The organism is Micromonospora sp. NBC_01655, from assembly GCF_026339755.1.
Classification (GTDB): Bacteria; Actinomycetota; Actinomycetes; order Mycobacteriales; family Micromonosporaceae; genus Micromonospora.
This window is the reverse complement of the sequence record NZ_JAPEQF010000001.1, coordinates 5475913-5495970: the sequence shown is the minus strand read 5'-3', so window position 1 is coordinate 5495970 and position 20058 is coordinate 5475913. Positions and strand designations below refer to the sequence as shown.

Sequence of the window (20058 nt, the reverse complement as noted above, 5' to 3'; positions counted from 1 at the left end):
GGCAGGTGCGACCTCATGAGCGACGACAAGCTGCGGTACTTCCTCAAGCGGGTGACCGCCGACCTGCACGACACCAAGCGCAGGCTGCAGACCGTCGAGGCGCGCGACCAGGAGCCGCTGGCCATCGTCTCGATGAGCTGCCGCTTCCCCGGTGGCGTCCGGTCGCCTGAGGACCTGTGGGAGCTCGTCGCCGACGGCCGGGACGCCCTCACCGAGTTCCCGGGCGACCGGGGCTGGGACCTGGAGGCGCTCTACGACCCGGACCCGAACAAGCCGGGCAAGAGCTACACCCGGGTCGGCGGGTTCCTCGACGGCGCCGGTGACTTCGACCCGACCCTGTTCGGCATCTCGCCGCGCGAGGCCCTGGCCATGGACCCGCAGCAGCGGCTACTGCTGGAGACGTCCTGGGAGGCCGTCGAGCGGGCCGGCATCGACCCGCTGTCGCTGCGCGGCAGCTCCACCGGCGTCTTCGTCGGGCTGAGCACCTCCAACTACGGCATCGGGCTGCCGCACGTGCCCGAGGGCGTCGACATGTACCTCGGCACCGGCAACACCACCAGCGTCGCGTCCGGCCGGATCTCGTTCACCCTCGGCCTCAACGGCCCGGCCGTCACGGTGGACACCGCCTGCTCGTCGTCCCTGGTCGCCCTGCACCTCGCCGTGAACGCGCTGCGCCGGGGCGAGTGCGACCTCGCCATCGCCGGCGGCGTCACCGTGATGGCCACCCCCGGCGTCTTCGTCGTCTTCTCCCGACAGCGCGGCATGTCCGTCGACGGCCGGTGCAAGGCGTTCGCGGACGGCGCCGACGGCACCGGCTGGGGCGAGGGCGGCGGCGTGCTCGTCGTGGAGCGGCTCGCCGACGCCGAGCGCAACGGCCACCCGGTCCTCGCCGTGATCCGGGGCAGCGCCCTCAACCAGGACGGCGCGTCCAACGGACTCACCGCCCCCAACGGCCCCTCCCAGCAGCGGGTCATCCGGCAGGCCCTCGCCAACGCCCGGCTCGGCGCCGCCGACGTCGACATGGTCGAGGCGCACGGCACCGGCACCACCCTCGGCGACCCGATCGAGGCGCAGGCGCTCATCGCCACGTACGGGCAGGACCGCCCCGCCGACCGGCCGCTGTGGCTCGGCTCGGTGAAGTCGAACATCGGCCACACGCAGAGCGCCGCCGGCGTCGCCGGGATGGTCAAGATGGTGATGGCGCTGCGCAACGGCGTCATGCCGGAGACCCTGCACATCGACGCGCCGTCGCAGCACGTGGACTGGACCGCCGGGGCGGTGTCGCTGCTCACCGAGTCGAAGCCGTGGCCGGAACTGGACCGGCCCCGCCGTGGCGGCGTCTCCTCGTTCGGGGTGAGCGGCACCAACGCCCACGTGATCCTGGAGGAGTACCGGCCCCGCGTCGCCGGCCCGGACACCGTCGACGGGGAGGGGGCCGTCGAGGCCACCACCGTCGAGCCCGCGCACCGGCCCGGTCTGATCGCCTCCGACGCGACGGTCTGGCCGGTGTCGGCCCGGTCGAAGGCCGCCCTCGCCGGCCAGGCCGCCCGGCTCGCGCGGCACGTGCGCGAGCACGGCGACCTCGCCCCGGCGGCGGTCGGCTGGTCCCTGGCCACCACCCGGTCCACGTTCGACCACCGCGCCGCCGTCGTCGGCACGGCCGCCGAGGAACTGCTGGCCGGGCTGGACGCCCTGGCCGCCGGCCAGCCGGCCGGCAACCTCGTCACCGGTACGGTCACCGGCTCCGGCGCCGGTCCCGTCTTCGTCTTCCCCGGCCAGGGCGCCCAGTCGGCCCGGATGGCCGCCGGCCTCGTCGGCCGGTCCCCCGTGTTCGACGGCAGGCTCGCCGAGTGCCAGCGGGCCCTCGCCCCCCACCTCGACGTGGACCTCGTCGCGGTGCTCACCGGCGACGACGAGTCGTGGCTGGACCGGGTCGAGGTCGTCCAGCCGGTGCTGTGGGCCGTCGGGATCGCCCTCGCCGCCGTGTGGCGCGCGGCCGGCGTCGTCCCGGACGCCGTCGTCGGCCACTCGCAGGGCGAGATCGGCGCCGCCTGCGTCGCCGGCATCCTGACCCTCGACGACGCGGCGAAGACGGTCGCCCTGCGCTCCCGCGCCCTCGCCGTGCTGCGCGGCACCGGGACGATGGCGTCGGTGGACCTGTCCGCCGACGCGGTCACCGCCCGCCTGGCGGCCTTCCCGGGAGTCGGGGTGGCGGCGGTCAACGGCCCGGCCACCGTCGTGGTGTCCGGCCCGCCGCAGCCCGTCGCCGACCTGGTCGAGGCATGCCAGGCCGAGGGCGTCCGCGCCCGGCTCATCCCGGTGGACTACGCGTCGCACTCCGCGTCGGTGCAGGAGGTCGCCGAGCAGTTGCGCACCGACCTGGCCGACGTGTCACCGCAGGCCGGGCACACCCGTCTCGTGTCCACGCTGACCGGGGACTGGGCCGACCCGGCGTCGATGACCGCCGACTACTGGTACGACAACCTGCGCCGGACCGTGCAGTTCGACGCCGCCGTGCGGGTCGCCATCGCGGCGGGACACTCCACGTTCGTGGAGATCAGCCCGCATCCGGTGTTGACCATGCCGGTGACGGCGATCCTCGACGACACGGGCACCACCGGGCACACCCTGGGCAGCCTGCGCCGGGGCGACGACGACGCGACCCGGCTGCTGACCAACCTGGCCACCGCGCACGCCGTCGGCCTGCCCGTCGACCTGGCGAACGTCCTCGCCGAGACCGGGCTGGCGCCGCTGCCCACGTACGCCTTCGACCACCAGCGGTTCTGGCTGGACGGCAGCGGCGGCCCCGACCTGGAGAGCCTGCTCCAGCAGGCGGCGGCCGACCCGAGCGACGCCAGCTTCTGGGCCGCCGTGGAACGCGGTGACCTCACCGCCCTCGCCGAGACCATCGCCACCGAGGACACCCCGGCGGACCAGGCCCTCGACGCGCTGCTCCCGGCCCTGCCGCTGCTGACCTCGTGGCGCCGGCAGCGCCGCCGGCAGTCCGACATCGACGGCTGGCGCTACCAGGACACCTGGAAGCCGCTGACCGGCGTCGCCAATCGGGGCATGACCGGCACCTGGGTCGTCGTCCTGCCGACCGGCGACATCGTCGAGCCCTGGCAGGACGCCTGCGTCGAGGCGTTCACCGCGGCCGGCGCGACCCTCGTCCCGGTGCCCGTCTCCACCGCCGACGTCGACCGTGACCTGCTCGGCAAGTTGCTGCGGGAGGCGCTCGCCGCCGCGCCCGGCGGCGACGGCGGGGCCGCCGAGGTGGCCGGCGTGGTCTCGCTGCTCGCCTTCGACGAGCTGATCCACCCGCTGTACCCGTCCGTGCCCGGCGGCTTCGCCGCCACCGTCGCGCTGTTCCAGGCCCTCGGCGACGTCGGCCTGCGCGCCCCGATGTGGAGCGTCACCTCCGGTGCCGCGTCCGTCGGCCGGGCCGACCTGCTGCGCTCCCCGGTGCAGTCGCTGGTCTGGGGCTTCGGCCGGGTCGCCGCGCTGGAGCACCCGCAGCGCTGGGGCGGCCTCGTGGACCTGCCCGAGGCCGTCGACGAGCGCTCCGCCGGCCTGCTGGTCGCGGCCCTCACCACCGCCGGGGAGGAGGACCAGATCGCGGTACGCCCCGGCGGCGTGCTCGCCCGCCGGCTCACCCGGGTCCCGCTCGGCGACAGCCAGCCCGCGAACCCGTGGCAGCCGTTCGGCACGGCCCTGGTCACCGGCGGCACCGGCGCGCTCGGCGGGCACGCCGCCCGCTGGCTGGCCCGCAGCGGCGTGGAGAACATCGTCGTCGTCAGCCGGCGGGGCATGGCCGCGCCGGGCGCGCGGCAGCTCGTCGACGACCTCACCGAGCTGGGCGCCCAGGCCACCGTGGTCGGGTGCGACGCCTCCGACCGGGACGCGCTGGCCGACCTGATCGACGCGATCCCCGCCGAGTACCCGCTCACCACGGTCGTGCACGCCTCCGCCGTGCTGGACGACGCCATGATCAACGACATCCGGCCGGAGCAGATCGAGCGGGTGCTCCAGGCCAAGGTCGACGTCGCGTACAACCTGCACGAACTGACCCTCGACCTGGACCTGTCCGCGTTCATCATGTTCTCGTCGTTCGCGGGCAGCGTGGCCAGCTCCGGCGTCGGCAACTACGCCCCGAGCAACGCGTTCCTCGACGCGCTCGCCCAGCACCGGCGCGGCCTCGGCCTGCCCGCCACCTCCATCGCCTGGGGTGCCTGGGCCGGCGGCGGCATGGCCGACGGGCCGCTCGGCGAGCTGCTGCACCGGCACGGCGTACCGGAGATGACCCCCGAGGCGGCCATCGCCGCGCTGCACCAGGCCGTGGACCACGGCGAGGCGTTCCTCACCATCGCCGACATCGCCTGGGAGCGGTTCGCCGTCGCGTTCACCGCCACCCGGCCCGGCCCGCTGATCGGCGACCTGCCGGACGTCCGCCGGCTCGCCACCGCCGAGACGGTCGCCGGCGTGGCGGCCGGCGACGGCCCGGACACGTTGCAGGACCGGCTCGCCGGGCTGCCCGCCGCCGAGCGGCTCGCCGTGCTGCTCGGCCTGGTGCGCAGCCAGGTCGCCGCCGTGCTCAACTACGCGTCCGCCGAGTCGGTGGACGAGCACCGGGCGTTCCGGGAGCTGGGCTTCGACTCCGTCACCGCCGTCGAGCTGCGCAACCGCCTCGGCACGGCCACCGGGGTGGCCCTGCCGGTGACCCTGGTCTTCGACTACCCGACCCCGACGACGCTGGCGGAGTACCTCTTCGCCGAGGTCGCCCACGACGACGTGGTCACCCCGACCGCCCTCCTCGACGACCTCGACCGGATCGCCGACAGCCTCGACGTGGTGGCGCGCGACGAGGCGGCGCGGGTGCGGGCCACCGTACGCCTCCAGGCGATGCTCTCCCGGCTCGGCCAGGACAGCGGCGGCGCCGACATCGGCCGGCACCTCGACGACGCCACCGACGACGAACTGTTCGCGATGGTGGACAAGGACCTCGGCATTTCCTGACCCCGCTCCGGCTCTCTCCCGTCCCTCCCGAGGAAGCGGCACTCCGATGGCCAATGAAGACAAGCTCCGCGACTACCTCAAGCGGGTCATGGCGGATCTCCACGACACCCGCCGCCGGCTCAGCGAGGTCCAGTCCCAGGAACTGGAGCCCGTGGCGATCGTGGCGATGAGCTGCCGGCTGCCCGGCGGGGTGCGCAACCCCGACGAACTGTGGGACCTGCTGCGGGACGGCCGGGACGCCGTCGCCCCCTTCCCCGCCGACCGGGGCTGGGACCTGGAGCGGCTCTACCACCCCGACCCCGACCACCCGGGCACCTCGTACGCCCGGGAGGGCGGGTTCGTCGACGGGGCCGGGGACTTCGACTCCGCCTTCTTCGGTATCTCGCCCCGCGAGGCGCTCACCATGGACCCCCAGCAGCGGCTGCTGCTGGAGACGTCCTGGGAGGTGGTCGAGGCCGCCGGGATCGACCCGGCCACACTGCGCGGCAGCCGGACCGGGGTGTTCGTCGGCACCAACGGGCAGGACTACGGCACCCTGCTGATGATGTCGCCGGACGGCGACGAGGGGCACTCGATGACCGGCGGCGCGGCGGCCGTCGCGTCCGGCCGGGTGTCGTACACCCTCGGGCTGGAGGGCCCGGCTGTCTCCATCGACACGGCCTGCTCGTCGTCGCTCGTGGCGCTGCACCTCGCGGTGCAGGCGCTGCGGGCGGGGGAGTGCGACCTGGCCCTGGCCGGCGGGGTGACCGTGATGGCCACCCCGGGGCTCTACATCGGCTCCAGCCGGCAGCGCGCCCTCTCGCCGGACGGGCGGTGCCGGTCCTTCGCCGCCGCTGCCGACGGCGCCGGGTTCTCCGAGGGCGTCGGCTGGCTGATGGTCGAGCGGCTGTCGGACGCCCGCCGCAACGGCCGGCGGGTCCTCGCCGTGGTCCGCGGCTCCGCCGTCAACCAGGACGGCGCGTCCAACGGGCTGACCGCGCCGAACGGGCCGGCGCAGCAGCGGGTGATCAGCCAGGCCCTCGCCTCGGCCCGGCTGTCCACGGCCGACGTGGACGTGGTCGAGGCGCACGGCACGGGCACCACGCTGGGCGACCCGATCGAGGCGCAGGCGCTGCTGGCCACGTACGGGCAGGACCGGGGCGACACCGGCCCGTTGCTGCTCGGCTCCGTGAAGTCGAACATCGGCCACGCGCAGGCCGCCGCCGGGGTCGCCGGGGTGATCAAGGTCGTGCTGGCCATGCGGCACGGGATCGTGCCCGCCACCCTGCACGTCGACGAGCCGTCCCCGCACATCGACTGGACGGCCGGCGCGGTGGAGCTGACCACCGAGGCGCGGCCGTGGCCCGAGACGGGCCGGGCCCGGCGGGCCGCGGTGTCGTCGTTCGGCATCTCTGGCACCAACGCGCACGTGATCATCGAGCAGGCCGACGACGCGCCGGCGGAGCCGGTCGCCGCCGGGTCGGCTCCGGGGCTGGTCGCCTCGGGCGTGACGGTGTGGCCGGTGTCGGCCCGGTCGAGGGCCGCCCTCGCCGGTCAGGCCGCCCGGTTGGCGTCGTACGTGCGGGAGCGTGACGGCCTCGACCCGGCGGCGGTGGGCTGGTCCCTGGCCGCCACCCGGTCGACGTTCGAGCAGCGGGCCGCCGTGGTCGGGTCGAGTGCCGAGGAGCTGCTGGCCGGCCTGAACGCCGTCGCGGCCGGTTCCCCGGCCGGCAACGTGGTCTCCGGCGCGGCGGCGGGTCCGGGGGCGGGACCGGTGTTCGTGTTCCCCGGGCAGGGTGCGCAGTCGGCGCGGATGGCGGCCGGCCTGGTCGGCCGGACGCCGGTGTTCGACGCGAAGCTGGCCGAGTGCCAGCGGGCCCTGGCCCCCTACCTGCACGTGGATCTCGTCTCCGTCCTGACCGGCGACGACGAGTCGTGGCTGGACCGGGTCGAGGTCGTCCAGCCGGTGCTGTGGGCCGTCGGCATCGCCCTGGCGGCCGTCTGGCGGCAGGCGGGGGTGGTCCCGCAGGCGGTCATCGGGCACTCGCAGGGCGAGATCGGCGCGGCCTGCGTCGCGGGGATCCTGTCCCTGGACGACGCGGCGAAGACGGTGGCGCTGCGGTCCCGTGCCCTGGCGGTGCTGCGGGGCACGGGGACGATGGCCTCGGTGGACCTGTCCGCCGAGGCGGTCACCGCCCGCCTCGCGCAGTTCCCCGGCGTCGGGGTGGCGGCGGTGAACGGCCCGGCGACCGTCGTGGTGTCCGGGCCGCCGCAGCCGGTGGCCGACCTGGTGCGGGCGTGCACCGACGAGGGGCTCCGGGCAAGGCTGATCCCGGTGGACTACGCGTCGCACTCCGCGTCGGTGCAGCAGGTCGCCGAGCAGTTGCGCGCCGACCTGGCCGACGTGGCCCCGCGGGCCGGCGACGTCCGGCTGGTGTCCACGCTGACCGGGGACTGGGTCGACCCGGCCTCGATGGGCGCGCAGTACTGGTACGACAACCTGCGGCAGACCGTGCAGTTCGACGCGGCGGTGCGGGTGGCGATCGCCGCCGGTCACCGCGCCTTCGTGGAGATCAGCCCGCATCCGGTGCTGACCATGCCGGTGACGGCGATCCTCGACGACACCGGCGCCACCGGGCACACCCTGGGCAGCCTGCGCCGGGGCGACGACGACGCGACCCGGCTGCTGACCAACCTGGCCACCGCGCACGCCGTCGGCCTGCCCGTCGACCTCACGAAGGTCCTCGCCGCCACGGCCACCGTCGACCTGCCCACGTACGCCTTCGACCACCACCGGTACTGGCCGGCGCCGCCGCTGTTCCTCGCCCGCGCCGACGACGAGCCGGACATCGACCGGTGGCGCTACCGGGTCACCTGGAACGCCCTGCCCGACCTGCCGCTGGACCGGCTCGCCGGCACCTGGCTGGTCCCGGTTCCCGCCGGGCTGGACGAGGAGCCGCTGGTCCAGGACGTGCTCTCCGCGCTCGGCAGCGTCGGCGTGGACGCCGTACCCGTCGAGGTGGACACCACCGCCGACGCGGCGGCACTGGCCGACCTGCTGCGCGACGCGCTGCCCGACGAGGGACCCGCCTCGGTGCTGTCGCTGCTCGGCCTCGACGAGCGGGCGCACCCCGACCACCCCGCCACCACGCTGGGCGTCACCGGGACGGTCCTGCTGGTGCAGGCGCTCGGATCGCTCGACGTCGAGGCGCCGCTGTGGTGCGCCACCCGGCGGGCCGTCGCCATCGACGCCGGGGACCCGGCGCCGAGCCCGGCCGCCGCCGCCGTCTGGGGCCTCGGTCGCGCGGTCGCCCTCGAACACCCCGGTCGTTGGGCCGGCCTGGTCGACCTGCCGGACCTCCTCGACCCCTGGACCGGGGTGCGGCTCTGCGCGGCGCTCGGCGACAACGGCGGCGAGGACCAGCTCGCCGTCCGCGACTCCGGGGTCTTCGCCCGCCGGCTCACCCGGATCACCGAGCCCGAGCCGACCGCGTCCGGCGAGCCGACCGACGACGGCTGGCGGCTGCGCGGCACCGTGCTGATCACCGGCGGCACCGGCGGCCTGGGCGGGCACCTGGCCCGCTGGGCGGCCCGCTCCGGTGCCGCGCACGTCCTGCTGGCCAGCCGGCGCGGCCCGGACGCGCCGGGCGCCGCCGAGCTGGAGGCGGAGCTGACCGACCTCGGCGTACGGGTCACCGTGGCCCGCTGCGACGTCGCCGACCGGGCGCAGCTCGCCGACCTGGTGGCCACGGTCGACGGGGACGCCCCGCTGAGCGCCGTGCTGCACACCGCCGCCGTCCTCGACGACGGCATCGTGGACACCGCCACCGCGCAGCGCCTGCACACCGTCGCCGCCCCCAAGTGCCTCGCCGCCGCCCACCTGGACGAGCTGACCCGCGACCTGGACCTGGACGCCTTCGTGCTGTTCTCCTCGGTCGCCGGCACCACCGGCAACGCCGGGCAGGGCGCGTACGGGGCCGCGAACGCCTACCTCGACGCCCTCGCCGAGCGACGCCGGGCCGAGGGCCGGCCCGCCCTCTCCGTGGCCTGGGGCGCGTGGAGCGGGGCCGGCCTGCCCGCCGACAACGAGCGCGCCCAGCAGCGGCTGCGCCGGGGCGGCATGGTCGGCATGGACCCCGACCTGGCCGTCGAGGCCCTGGCCCGGGCGCTGCGCCGGGACGAGACCACCACCCTGATCGCCGACATCGACTGGGGCCGGTTCGCCCCCGCGTTCACCCTGGTCCGGCCCAGCCCGCTGATCGGCGACCTCGCCGAGGTGCGCGAGGCGGCCCGGGAGGCCACGCCGGAGGCCACCGAGGAGGAGCCGGCCGCCCCGTCGGGGGCGCTGGCCCGCCGGCTCGCCGGGCTCACCCCGGCGGAGCGTGCCGAGGCGCTGCTGGAACTGGTCCGCCAGTGCGCGGCGGCCGCGCTGGGCTACGGCGCGGCCGACGACATCCCGGCCACCCGGCCCTTCCGGGACCTGGGCCTGGACTCGCTGACCGCGGTCGACATGCGCAACTTCCTGGCCACCGCCACCGACCTGCGGCTGCCCGCGACGCTCGCCTTCGACTACCCGAACCCGACGGTGCTCGCCACGCACCTGGACGAGCTGCTCACCGGGGCCGTGTCGGACGTGGCCACCCCCGCACCGGCCGCCCCGGGCGTCGACGACGACCCGATCGCCATCGTGGCGATGAGCTGCCGCCTCCCCGGCGGGGCGGACGACCCGGAACGGCTGTGGCAGCTCCTCGCCGCGGGCGGCGACGCGATCGGCGAGTTCCCCACCGACCGGGGCTGGGACCTCGACCGGCTGTTCGACTCCGACCCGGAGAACGAGGGCACCAGCTACGCGAGCGAAGGCGGCTTCGTCACCGGGGTCGCCGACTTCGACGCCGGCTTCTTCGGCATCAGCCCCCGCGAGGCCCTGGCCATGGACCCGCAGCAGCGGCTGCTGCTGGAGGCGTCCTGGGAGGTCATCGAGCGGGCCGGCATCGACCCGCAGGCGCTGCGCGGCAGCCCCACGGGGGTCTTCGTCGGCACCAACTACCAGGACTACCGGAACCTGATGTACAGCGCCGAGGGCGCCGAGGGGCACCTGATGACCGGCAACGCCGGCAGCGTGCTCTCCGGCCGGGTGTCGTACACCCTCGGCCTGGAGGGGCCCGCCGTCTCGGTGGACACCGCCTGCTCCTCGTCGCTGGTCGCGCTGCACTGGGCCTGCCAGGCGCTGCGCCAGGCGGAGTGCTCGCTCGCCCTCGTCGGTGGCGTCACCGTGATGTCCACCCCCGGGGTGTTCGTGGGCTTCAGCCGGCAGCGGGGGCTGGCCCCGGACAGCCGGGTCAAGGCGTTCGCCTCCGCCGCCGACGGCACGAGCTGGGGCGAGGGCCTCGGCGTGCTGCTGGTCGAGCGGCTCTCCGACGCCCAGCGCAACGGCCACCCCGTGCTCGCGGTGATCCGGGGCAGCGCCGTCAACCAGGACGGCGCGTCCAACGGCCTCACCGCCCCGAACGGGCCCTCGCAGCAGCGGGTGATCCGGCAGGCCCTGGCCAACGCCGGCCTCACCCCCGCCGACGTGGACGCCGTCGAGGCGCACGGCACCGGCACCAGGCTCGGCGACCCGATCGAGGCGCAGGCCCTGCTCGCCACGTACGGCCGGGAGCGGCCGGCCGACCAGCCGCTCTGGCTCGGCTCGATCAAGTCGAACATCGGGCACACCCAGGCCGCCGCCGGGGTCGCCGGCATCATCAAGATGGTCCTGGCCCTGCGGTACGGCTACCTGCCGCAGACCCTGCACGTCGACGAGCCGACCGACCAGGTGGATTGGAGCGTCGGCGCGGTCGAGCTGCTCGACGAGGGCCGGATCTGGCCGGTCACCGGCCGCCCCCGGCGGGCCGCCGTCTCCTCCTTCGGGATCAGCGGCACCAACGCGCACACCATCCTGGAGCAGGCCCCCGAACTGCCCGTCCCGACCGAGCCGGCCGGGGACCCGGACCGGCTGCCGGTGGTGCCGGTGCTGCTGTCGGCGCGCACCGCGTCCGCGCTGGCCGCCCAGGCCGGCCCGTGGGCCGACCGGCTCACCGGGCCGGAGGCGCCGCCGCTGGTCGACGCCGGCTGGTCGTCCGTGGTGTCCCGGGCCGCCCTGGAGCACCGGGCCGTCGTCCTCGCCACCGACCGGATCGCGCTGCGCACCGGGCTGCGCGCCCTCGGCGCGGGCGAGGAGTCGCCGCTGGTGGTCACCGGCGCGGTCGCGCCCCGGCCGAAGGTGGCGTACCTGTTCTCCGGGCAGGGCGCGCAGCGGCCCGGAATGGGCCGCGAGCTGGCCGCCGCGTTCCCGGCCTTCGCCGCCGCCCTCGACGAGGCCTGCGCCGTCCTCGACCCGCACCTGCCCGGGCCGCTGAGGCCGGTGCTGAACGCCTCGCCCGGCACCGCCGACGCGGAGCTGCTGGACCGCACCGAGTACACCCAGCCGGCGCTGTTCGCCGTCGAGGTGGCGCTGTTCCGGCTGTTGCAGGCGTGGGGCGTGCGTCCCGACGTGGTCGCCGGGCACTCCATCGGCGAGTTCGCCGCCGCCCACGCCGCCGGGCTGCTCACCCTGGCCGAGGCCGCCGAGCTGGTCGCCGCCCGGGGCCGGCTCATGCAGGCGCTGCCGGACGGCGGGGCGATGCTCGCCGTCGCCGCCGCCGAGGCCGACGTGCTGGCCTCGCTCGGCGACCGCGCCGACCGGGTCTCCGTCGCCGCCGTCAACGGCCCTGCCGCCGTGGTGCTCTCCGGGGCCGGCGACGCCGTCGAGGAACTGGCCGCCGAGTGGTCCGCCCGGGGCGTACGCATCCGGCGGCTGACCGTCAGCCACGCGTTCCACAGCCCGCTGATGGAGCCGGTGCTCGACGACCTCGCCGCCGTCGCCGCCCGGCTGGAACCGCGGACCCCGACCGTGCCGATGGTCTCCACGGTCACCGGCGCGGTGGTCGACCCGGCCGAACTCGCCACCCCGGCGTACTGGGTGCGGCACGCCCGCGACGCCGTGCGCTTCGCCGACGCCGTCACGGCCCTGCGGGCCCAGGGCTGCACCGGGTACGTCGAGATCGGCCCGGACGGGGTGCTCACCGCCCTCACCCAGGCCGTCCTCGCCGAGGACGCCCCGGCCGGCGGCCGGGCCCCGCTGGTCGTACCCACCCTGCGGCGGGACCGGCCGGAGCCGGCCGCCCTGCTGCGGGCCGTCGCCGCGCTGCACACCCACGGCGTCTCCCCGGACTGGTCCGTGCTGTACGAGGGCACCGGCGCCCAGCCGATGGACCTGCCCACGTACGTGTTCGACCGGCAGCGCTACTGGCCGCAGCCGCCGGACTGGGCCGCCCTGGCCGCCGTCGAGGACGACAGCACCGAGGTCGAGCGCCGGTTCTGGGCGGCGGTCGAGGCCGAGGACTTCGAGTCGCTGACCCGCGAGCTGGACGTGGACCGCGACCAGCCGTTCGGGGCGGTGCTGCCGGCCCTGTCCGCGTGGCGGCGGCGCGGCCGGGAACGCTCCCTCGTGGACGGCGCCCGGTACCGGGTGGTCTGGGAACCGCTCGCCGGCCCGCCGACGGAGCAGGACAGCGGCCCCTGGCTGGTGCTGCTGCCCGCCGACCGGGCCGACGACCCCGACCTGAACTCCTGCACCTGGACCCTCGGCGGTGACGTGACCACCGTGCCCGTCGACACCGCCGCCGACCCCGACGAGCTGGGCGGCCAGCTCGCCGACGTGCTCGGCGAGGCGCTCGACGGGGCCACCGGGACCCTGTCGATCCTGTCCTTCCTCGGCCTGGACGACGCCCCGCAGGTCGAGCACCCGGCGCTGCCCCGCGGCCTCGCCGCGACCGTGCAGCTCCTCCAGGAGCTCACCGACACCGACGCGGCGGCCCGGTTGTGGTGCGTGACCCAGGGCGCGGTCGGCGTCGGCGACGGCGACGTGCCGGTCAACCCCCGCCAGGCGATGCTGTGGGGGCTGGGCCGGGTGGCCGCGCTGGAGCAGCCCGCCCGCTGGGCTGGGCTGATCGACCTGCCCGCCACCCTGGAGAGCTGGACGGCGATGCGCCTCGGTGGCATCCTCACCGGCGGCGTGGCGGAGGACCAGCTCGCCGTCCGCGACTCCGGCGTGCTGGTCCGCCGGCTCGCCCCGGCCGTCACCGCCGGGGAGCCCGCGCCGTGGCAACCCCGGGGCACCGTGCTGATCACCGGCGGGACCGGGGCGCTTGGCGGGCACCTGGCCCGCTGGGTGGCCGGCGCCGGCGCGGAGCGGGTGGTGCTGACCAGCCGGCGCGGGGCAGACACCCCCGGCACGGCAGAGCTGCTCGCCGAGCTGGAGGCCCTCGGCGTCTCCGGCCGGGTGGCCCGGTGCGACGCCGCCGACCGGGTCGCCATGACCGACCTCGTCGCCGAGCTGCGGCGGGAGGGCCCGCCGCTGCGCGCGGTGGTGCACGCCGCCGGGGTCAGCGAGGTGGTGCCGCTGGCCGACACCACCCTGGAGGACCTCGCGTACGTCGTCGCCCCGAAGCTGGTCGGCACCGAGTTGCTCGACGAGTTGCTCGACGGCGTCGAGCTGGACGCGTTCGTGCTCTTCTCGTCGATCGCGGCGGTGTGGGGCAGCGGCGGGCAGGGCGCGTACGCCGCCGGCAACGCGTACCTGGACGCGCTGGCCGAGCAGCGGCGCGGCCGGGGCCTGCCGGCCACCTCGGTGGCGTGGGGGCCGTGGACCGAGTCGGGCATGTTCGACGACGGGGCGCCGGAGCAGCTTCGCCGCCGGGGCCTGCGGGTGATGCCGCCGGGCGTGGCGATGGCCGGGCTGCGGCACGCGCTCGCCGCCGGGGACGTCTGCGTCACCGTCGTCGACGTCGACTGGGCCACCTTCCAGCCGCTGTTCACCGCGCTGCGGCCCAGCCCGCTGCTGGCCGACCTGCCGGCCGTGCGGGCTTTGACGGAGACCGTCGCCGACGGCCCCGCCCCGGCCGCGCCGGCCACCCGGGACCTGCTCGCCGGGCTGCGCGCGCTGCCCGGCGAGGAGCGACGGGCGGCACTGCTGGAGATGGTGCGGGTGGACGCGGCGAAGGTGCTCGGCCACTCCTCCGGCGACGTGATCGAGACCGACCGGGGCTTCCTCGACCTCGGCTTCGACTCGCTGACCGCCGTGGAGCTGCGCAACCTGCTCACCGCGGCGACCGGGCACGAGCTGCCCACCACGGTCGTCTTCGACTACCCGACCCCGGCCGGCCTGGCCGACCACCTCCACGAGGAGCTGTTCCCCGACGCCGGCGCGGCGGCCGGCGACGGCGACGGCGACGAGGCGTCCGTCCGCCGGGCGCTGGCCGCGATCCCGCTGGACCAGCTACGCCAGGCCGGGCTGCTCGACCAGCTTCTCCAGCTGGCCCACGCCGCGGGACCGGTCGCCGGCACGCCGGTGGCCGTCCCGGCCGCGCCGGAGGCCGAGATCCGCGAACTGGACGTCGCCGGTCTGGTCCGGATGGCCCTGGAAGGCTCCGACTCGTGACCCGGCTGGCCGCAAGGAGTCCCCGATGAGCGTCTCACTGGACGAGGTCGTCAGCGCGCTGCGCGCGTCCCTGCTCGACAACCAGAAGCTCAAGCAGCAGAACCAGCAGCTCGCCGCCGCGCTCAGCGAACCGGTGGCGATCATCGGGATGAGCTGCCGGTTCCCCGGCGGCGTGCGCTCGCCGGAGCAGTTGTGGGACCTGGTCGCCGCCGGGGCCGACGCGATGGCGCCGTTCCCCGACGACCGGGGGTGGAACCTCGACGCCCTGTACGACACCGACCCGGACAGCCGGGGCACCTCGTACGTGCGGGAGGGCGGGTTCCTCTACTCCGCCGGCGACTTCGACCCCGCGTTCTTCGGCATCAGCCCCCGCGAGGCGCTGGCCATGGACCCGCAGCAGCGGCTGCTGCTGGAGGCCGCGTGGGAGGCGTTCGAGCGGGCCGGGATCGACCCGACCACGCTGCGCGGCGCGCCCACCGGCGTGTACGCGGCGACCAGCAGCCAGGGCGACTACGCGGCCCTGCTGTCCGGGGTCGGCGGCGGCGTCGAGGGGTACCTCGGCACCGGCAGCGCCGCCGCCGTGGCCAGCGGCCGGATCTCGTACGCGCTCGGGCTGGAGGGCCCGGCGGTCACCGTGGACACCGCCTGCTCGTCGTCGCTGGTCGCCCTGCACCTGGCCTGCCAGGCGCTGCGGCTGGGCGAGTGCACCCTGGCGCTGGCCGGCGGGGTGTCGGTGATGGCCACCCCGACGGTCTTCGTGGAGTTCTCCCGCCAGCGCGGCCTGTCCAACGACGGGCGGTGCAAGTCGTTCGCCGCCGCCGCCGACGGCACCGGCTGGTCCGAGGGGGTCGGCATGCTGCTCGTCGAGCGGCTCTCCGACGCCCGCCGCAACGGCCACCGGGTCCTCGCCGTGGTACGCGGCAGCGCGGTCAACCAGGACGGGGCCAGCAGCGGGCTCACCGCCCCCAACGGCCCCTCCCAGCGCCGGGTGATCAGGCAGGCCCTGGCCAACGCCGGGCTGACCGCCGACCAGGTCGACGTGGTGGAGGCGCACGGCACCGGCACCACCCTCGGCGACCCGATCGAGGCGCAGGCGCTGCTGGCCACGTACGGGCAGGGTCGGCCGGCGGACCGGCCGCTGCTGCTCGGCTCGGTGAAGTCGAACATCGGCCACACCCAGGCCGCCGCCGGCGTCGCCGGCATCATCAAGATGGTCCACGCCATGCGGCACGGCATGCTGCCACCCACCCTGCACGTCGACCGCCCCACCCCGCACGTCGACTGGTCCGCCGGGGCGGTGTCCCTGCTCACCGAGGCGACCCCGTGGCCGGCGACCGGGCAGCCGCGCCGTGCCGGGGTGTCCGCGTTCGGGGTCAGCGGCACCAACGCGCACACCATCATCGAGGAGCCCGACCCCGCCGACGTGCCGCCCCCCGTCCCGGCCGGGACGCCCGCCCCACCGGCGCCGTGGATCGTCTCCGCCCGCTCCGCGCCGGCCCTCGCGGGGCAGGCCGGGCGGCTGCTGGAGCACCTGGCCGCCCACCCCGACCTGGCCCCGGCCGACGTGGCGTACTCGCTGGTCACCACCCGGGCGGCGCTGCCGCACCGGGCGGCCGTGACCGGCGCCGACGCCGACGCGCTGCGGGCCGGCCTGCGGGCCGTCGCCGAGGACCGGCCCGCCGCGGGCGTGACCCGGGGGGTGGCCCGCCCGGCCGGCAAGCTCGCCTTCCTCTTCACCGGCCAGGGCGCGCAGCGCCCCGGGATGGGCGCCGAGCTGCACCGCCGGTTCCCGGTGTTCGCCGCCGCCTTCGACGAGGTGGCCGCCGAACTCGACCGGCACCTGGCCCGCCCGCTGCGCGAGGTCGTCTTCGCCGACCCCGGCTCGCCCGAGGCGGCCCTGCTGGACCGCACCGAGTTCACCCAGCCGGCGCTGTTCGCGTACGAGGTGGCCGCGTACCGGTTGGTCACCGCGTGGGGGCTGCGCCCGCAGCAACTGCTCGGGCACTCCGTCGGCGGGCTGGCCGCGGCGCACGTCGCCGGGGTGCTGTCACTGGCCGACGCGGCGACCCTGGTGGCCGCCCGGGGCCGGCTGATGCAGGCCCTGCCCGACGGCGGGGCGATGCTGGCGGTCCGGGCGTCCGAGGCCGAGGTGGCGCCCCTGCTCGACGACCGGGTCGCCCTGGCCGCCGTGAACGGCCCCGCGTCGGTGGTGCTCTCCGGCGACGCCAACGCCGTGCTCGCGGCCGGCGAACGCCTCGCCGCGCAGGGCAGGCGGACCCGCCGGCTGCGGGTCAGCCACGCGTTCCACTCCGCCCGGATGGACGCCATGCTGGCCGACTTCCGGGTGGTCGCCGAGAAGGTCACCTGGCACCCGCCGAGGCTGCCGGTCGTCTCCGACCGCACCGGCGACACGCTCACCGCCGAGCAGGCCACCGACCCCGGCTACTGGGTCGACCACGTCCGGGACACGGTGCGCTTCCACGACGGCGTGACCACCCTGGCCGTTGCCGGGGTGGGCACCTTCCTGGAGCTGGGCCCGGACGCCGCGCTCACCGCGCTGGGCCGGGAGTGCCTGCCCGACGCCGACGCGGCGGCCTTCGTGCCGGTGGCCCGCCGGGACCAGCCGGAGGCGGCCGGGCTGCTCGCCGCCCTCGCCGCGGTGGACCTGCGGGGCGCGGCGGTGGACTGGCCCGCCCTGTTCACCGGCACCGACGCCGCCCGCGTCGACCTGCCCACCTACGCCTTCCACCACGAGCGGTACTGGCCGGAGCCGCCCGGGTTCCGCCTCGCCCCGCCCCCGGCGGCGGACGCCGTGGACGGGGACTTCTGGGCCGCCGTCGAGGCCGACGAGCCCGCCGCGCTGGCCGCTGTCCTCGGCCTCGACGGAGACCGGAGCGACGCCCTGGCCGAGCTGCTGCCCGTCCTCGGGGCGTACCGGGGCCGGCAGCGCCGCCGCACCGAGCTGGACGGCCTGCGGTACCGGGCCGGCTGGGCGCGGATCGCCCCGCCAGCCGCCCCCGCCCCGCCGGCCGGCCCCTGCCTCGTGGTCGCCCCGACCGGCGCGGACCCGGACGCGGTGCTGGCCGCGCTGCGCGCCGAGGGCCTGTCGCCGGTGCTGGTGCCCGTGGGCGACGACCCCGGTGATCTCGTCCTGCCCGCCGGGGACGCCCCGTCGGCCGTGGTGTCGCTGCTCGCGGCGGGCGGCTCGGCCGGCACCGCCGCGCTGGCCGGCACCGCCGCGCTGGTCCGGGCCCTGGGCGCGGCCGACCTCGGCGCGCCGGTGTGGTGCGTGACCCGGGGCGCCGTCGCCGTCGACCCGGACGACCCCGCGCCGGACGTCGCCGGGGCGTACGTCTGGGGTCTGGGCCGGGTGCTCGCGCTGGAGATGCCTCGGCTGTGGGGCGGCCTCGTCGACCTGCCGGCTGCGCCGGACGACGCCGCCCTCGCGGCGCTGGCCCGGCTCGTCGCGGCCGGGGGCGACGAGGACCAGCTCGCGGTCCGGCCCGCCGGGGTGTACGCGCGACGGCTGGAACCCGCACCGACCGGTCCCGCCGCCGCCGACGAGGACTGGCGTCCCAGGGGAGCGGTGCTGGTCGACGGCGCGGCCGGCGCGCGCGGACCGCACGTGCTGCGCTGGCTCGCCGACCGGGGCGCGCCGCACCTGCTGCTCACCGGGGCGGCCCTGCCCGCCGAGGCGGCGGCCGAGCTGACCGCACGGGGCGTCGAGGTCACCCCGATCGGCGAACCCGCCGCGCTGCCCGACCTGCTGGACCGGCTCGCCGCCGCCGGCCACCCGGTCCGCACGGTCGTCCACGTCGCCGACGCCGGCGGAGCGGGCGAGCCGGTCGCCGGCCTGGATCCGGCGGAGCTGGCCGCCGCCGTCGCCGCCCGCGTCGCCGCCGTGGAGCTGCTCGACTCCGCCTGCGCCGACCGGCCCGTCGACGAGTTCGTGGTCTTCACCTCCACCGCTGCCACCTGGGGTGGCGGCGGCGCGGCGGTCACGGCCGCCGTCGGCGCGGGCCTGGAGGCGCTGGCCGCGCGCCGCCGGGCCGCCGGCCGGCCGGCCACCGTGCTGGCCTGGGTGCCGTGGGCCGACGAGGTCGCCGAGCCGGGTCAGCTCCGCCGCCGGGGCGTCCGGCCGCTCGACGCCGAGCTGGCCGTCGCCGCGTTGCAGCAGGCCGTGGGCCGGGGCGACGACCAGGTCGCCGTCGCCGACATCGACTGGCCCGCGTTCGTGCCGGCCTTCACCGCGGTACGGCCCAGTCCGCTGCTGCGGGGCGTCCCCGAGGCGACGGCCGCCGCCGTGGCGGACGGGCCGGCCGGTGGCGACGCCGGCGACCCGGCCCGGGCGCTGCTGACCCGGCTGACCGGCAGCACCGCCGCGGACCGGCAGCGGATCCTGCTGGACCTGGTCCGGGCGCGGGTGGCCACGGTGCTCGGGCACGCCTCGCCCGGGGCGATCGAGGCCGATCGGGACTTCCTGGAGCTCGGCTTCGACTCGCTGACCGCCCTAGAGCTGCGCGACGCGCTGCGCCAGGAGACCGGGGCGGAGCTGTCCGCCACCCTGCTGTTCGACCACCCCACTCCGACGGCGCTGGCCCGGCACCTGCTCGGCCAGCTTCTCGGCGCGGGCGCGGCGGGCGACGCGGGAGAGGGCGCCGGGGAGGGCGGCGGCGGGTTGCTCGGCGGGCTGTTCAGCCAGCCCAAGGCCCGCGCGGACTCGGCCGGTTACGCCGAGCTGCTGGTCAAGCTCGCCCAGTTCCGGCCGTCCTTCACCGACCCCGGGCAGCTCTCCCGGCCGGCCGGGATCCTCCGGCTGGCCGAGGGCGGGGCCGGCGCGCCACTGGTCCTCTGCTGCACCATGTCGCTGCTCTCCGGCGCGCACGAGTACGCCCGGCTCGCGTCCGGCTTCCGTGGCCTGCGCGACGTGTGGGCGCTGCCCAATCCCGGCTTCGGGGTGGGCGAGGAGTTGCCCGCCGACCTGGCCGCCCTGCTGCGGGTGCACGCCGACACGGTGCTGCGCGTCGTCGGCGACGGCCCGTACGTGCTGGGCGGGCACTCCGGCGGTGCGATGGTCGCCAACGTGCTCGCCCGCGAGCTGGACCGCCAGGGCCGGCCGCCGGCCGCGGTGATGCTGATGGACACCTACCCCGCCGACAGCGAGGTGCTCGGCGGCTGGGTGCCCGAGCTGCTCGACGGGATGACCGACCGGGACAGCGCGTACACCCCGATGGACGACTGGCGGACCACCGCGTGGGCCGGGTACCTGCCGCTGTTCCTGGACTGGCAGCCCGCCCCGATGACGTCGGCGACCCTGCTGGTGCGGGCCAGCGAGCCGCTGGGCCAGTGGACGGGGGAGCCCGACGGCTGGCGGTCCCGGTGGCCGTACCCGCACGAGACGGTGGACGCGGTCGGCGACCACTTCAGCATGGTCGCCGACCGGGGCCCGGAACTCGCCGCGACCCTGCAGGGGTGGCTGACCGGGCGTGACCTCTGAGGGCGCCGTGCCCCTGCCGCCCCCCTAGCGCCCCCTATTCAAAGATAGA

The 20058-nt window shown here is 76.7% G+C and carries 3 protein-coding genes; all 3 read left to right on the top strand.

The window, feature by feature from the left end; all coding sequences use genetic code 11:
• Positions 1–15: 15 nt before the first annotated feature.
• Genes OOK41_RS24785 through OOK41_RS31975 form a run of 3 tightly spaced genes read left to right on the top strand, consistent with a single transcriptional unit; the run spans position 16 to position 20009 of the window.
• Positions 16–5013 carry a type I polyketide synthase gene (locus OOK41_RS24785; RefSeq protein ID WP_266266885.1) on the top strand — a complete coding sequence of 1666 codons (4998 nt, stop codon included), beginning with the start codon at positions 16–18 and terminating at the stop codon, positions 5011–5013.
• 46 nt (positions 5014–5059) lie between these two features.
• Positions 5060–14512 carry a type I polyketide synthase gene (locus OOK41_RS24780; protein ID WP_266266884.1) on the top strand — a complete coding sequence of 3151 codons (9453 nt, stop codon included), beginning with the start codon at positions 5060–5062 and terminating at the stop codon, positions 14510–14512.
• 25 nt (positions 14513–14537) lie between these two features.
• Positions 14538–20009 carry a type I polyketide synthase gene (locus tag OOK41_RS31975; protein WP_323136228.1) on the top strand — a complete coding sequence of 1824 codons (5472 nt, stop codon included), beginning with the start codon at positions 14538–14540 and terminating at the stop codon, positions 20007–20009.
• The last annotated feature ends 49 nt before the right edge of the window (positions 20010–20058 follow it).

Bases quoted from the DNA above. Each gene is read 5' to 3' on its own strand.
- OOK41_RS24785 (WP_266266885.1), top strand. From the start codon at position 16: ATGAGCGACGACAAGCTGCGGTACTTCCTCAAGCGGGTGACCGCCGAC.
- OOK41_RS24780 (WP_266266884.1), top strand. From the start codon at position 5,060: ATGGCCAATGAAGACAAGCTCCGCGACTACCTCAAGCGGGTCATGGCG.
- OOK41_RS31975 (WP_323136228.1), top strand. From the start codon at position 14,538: ATGAGCGTCTCACTGGACGAGGTCGTCAGCGCGCTGCGCGCGTCCCTG.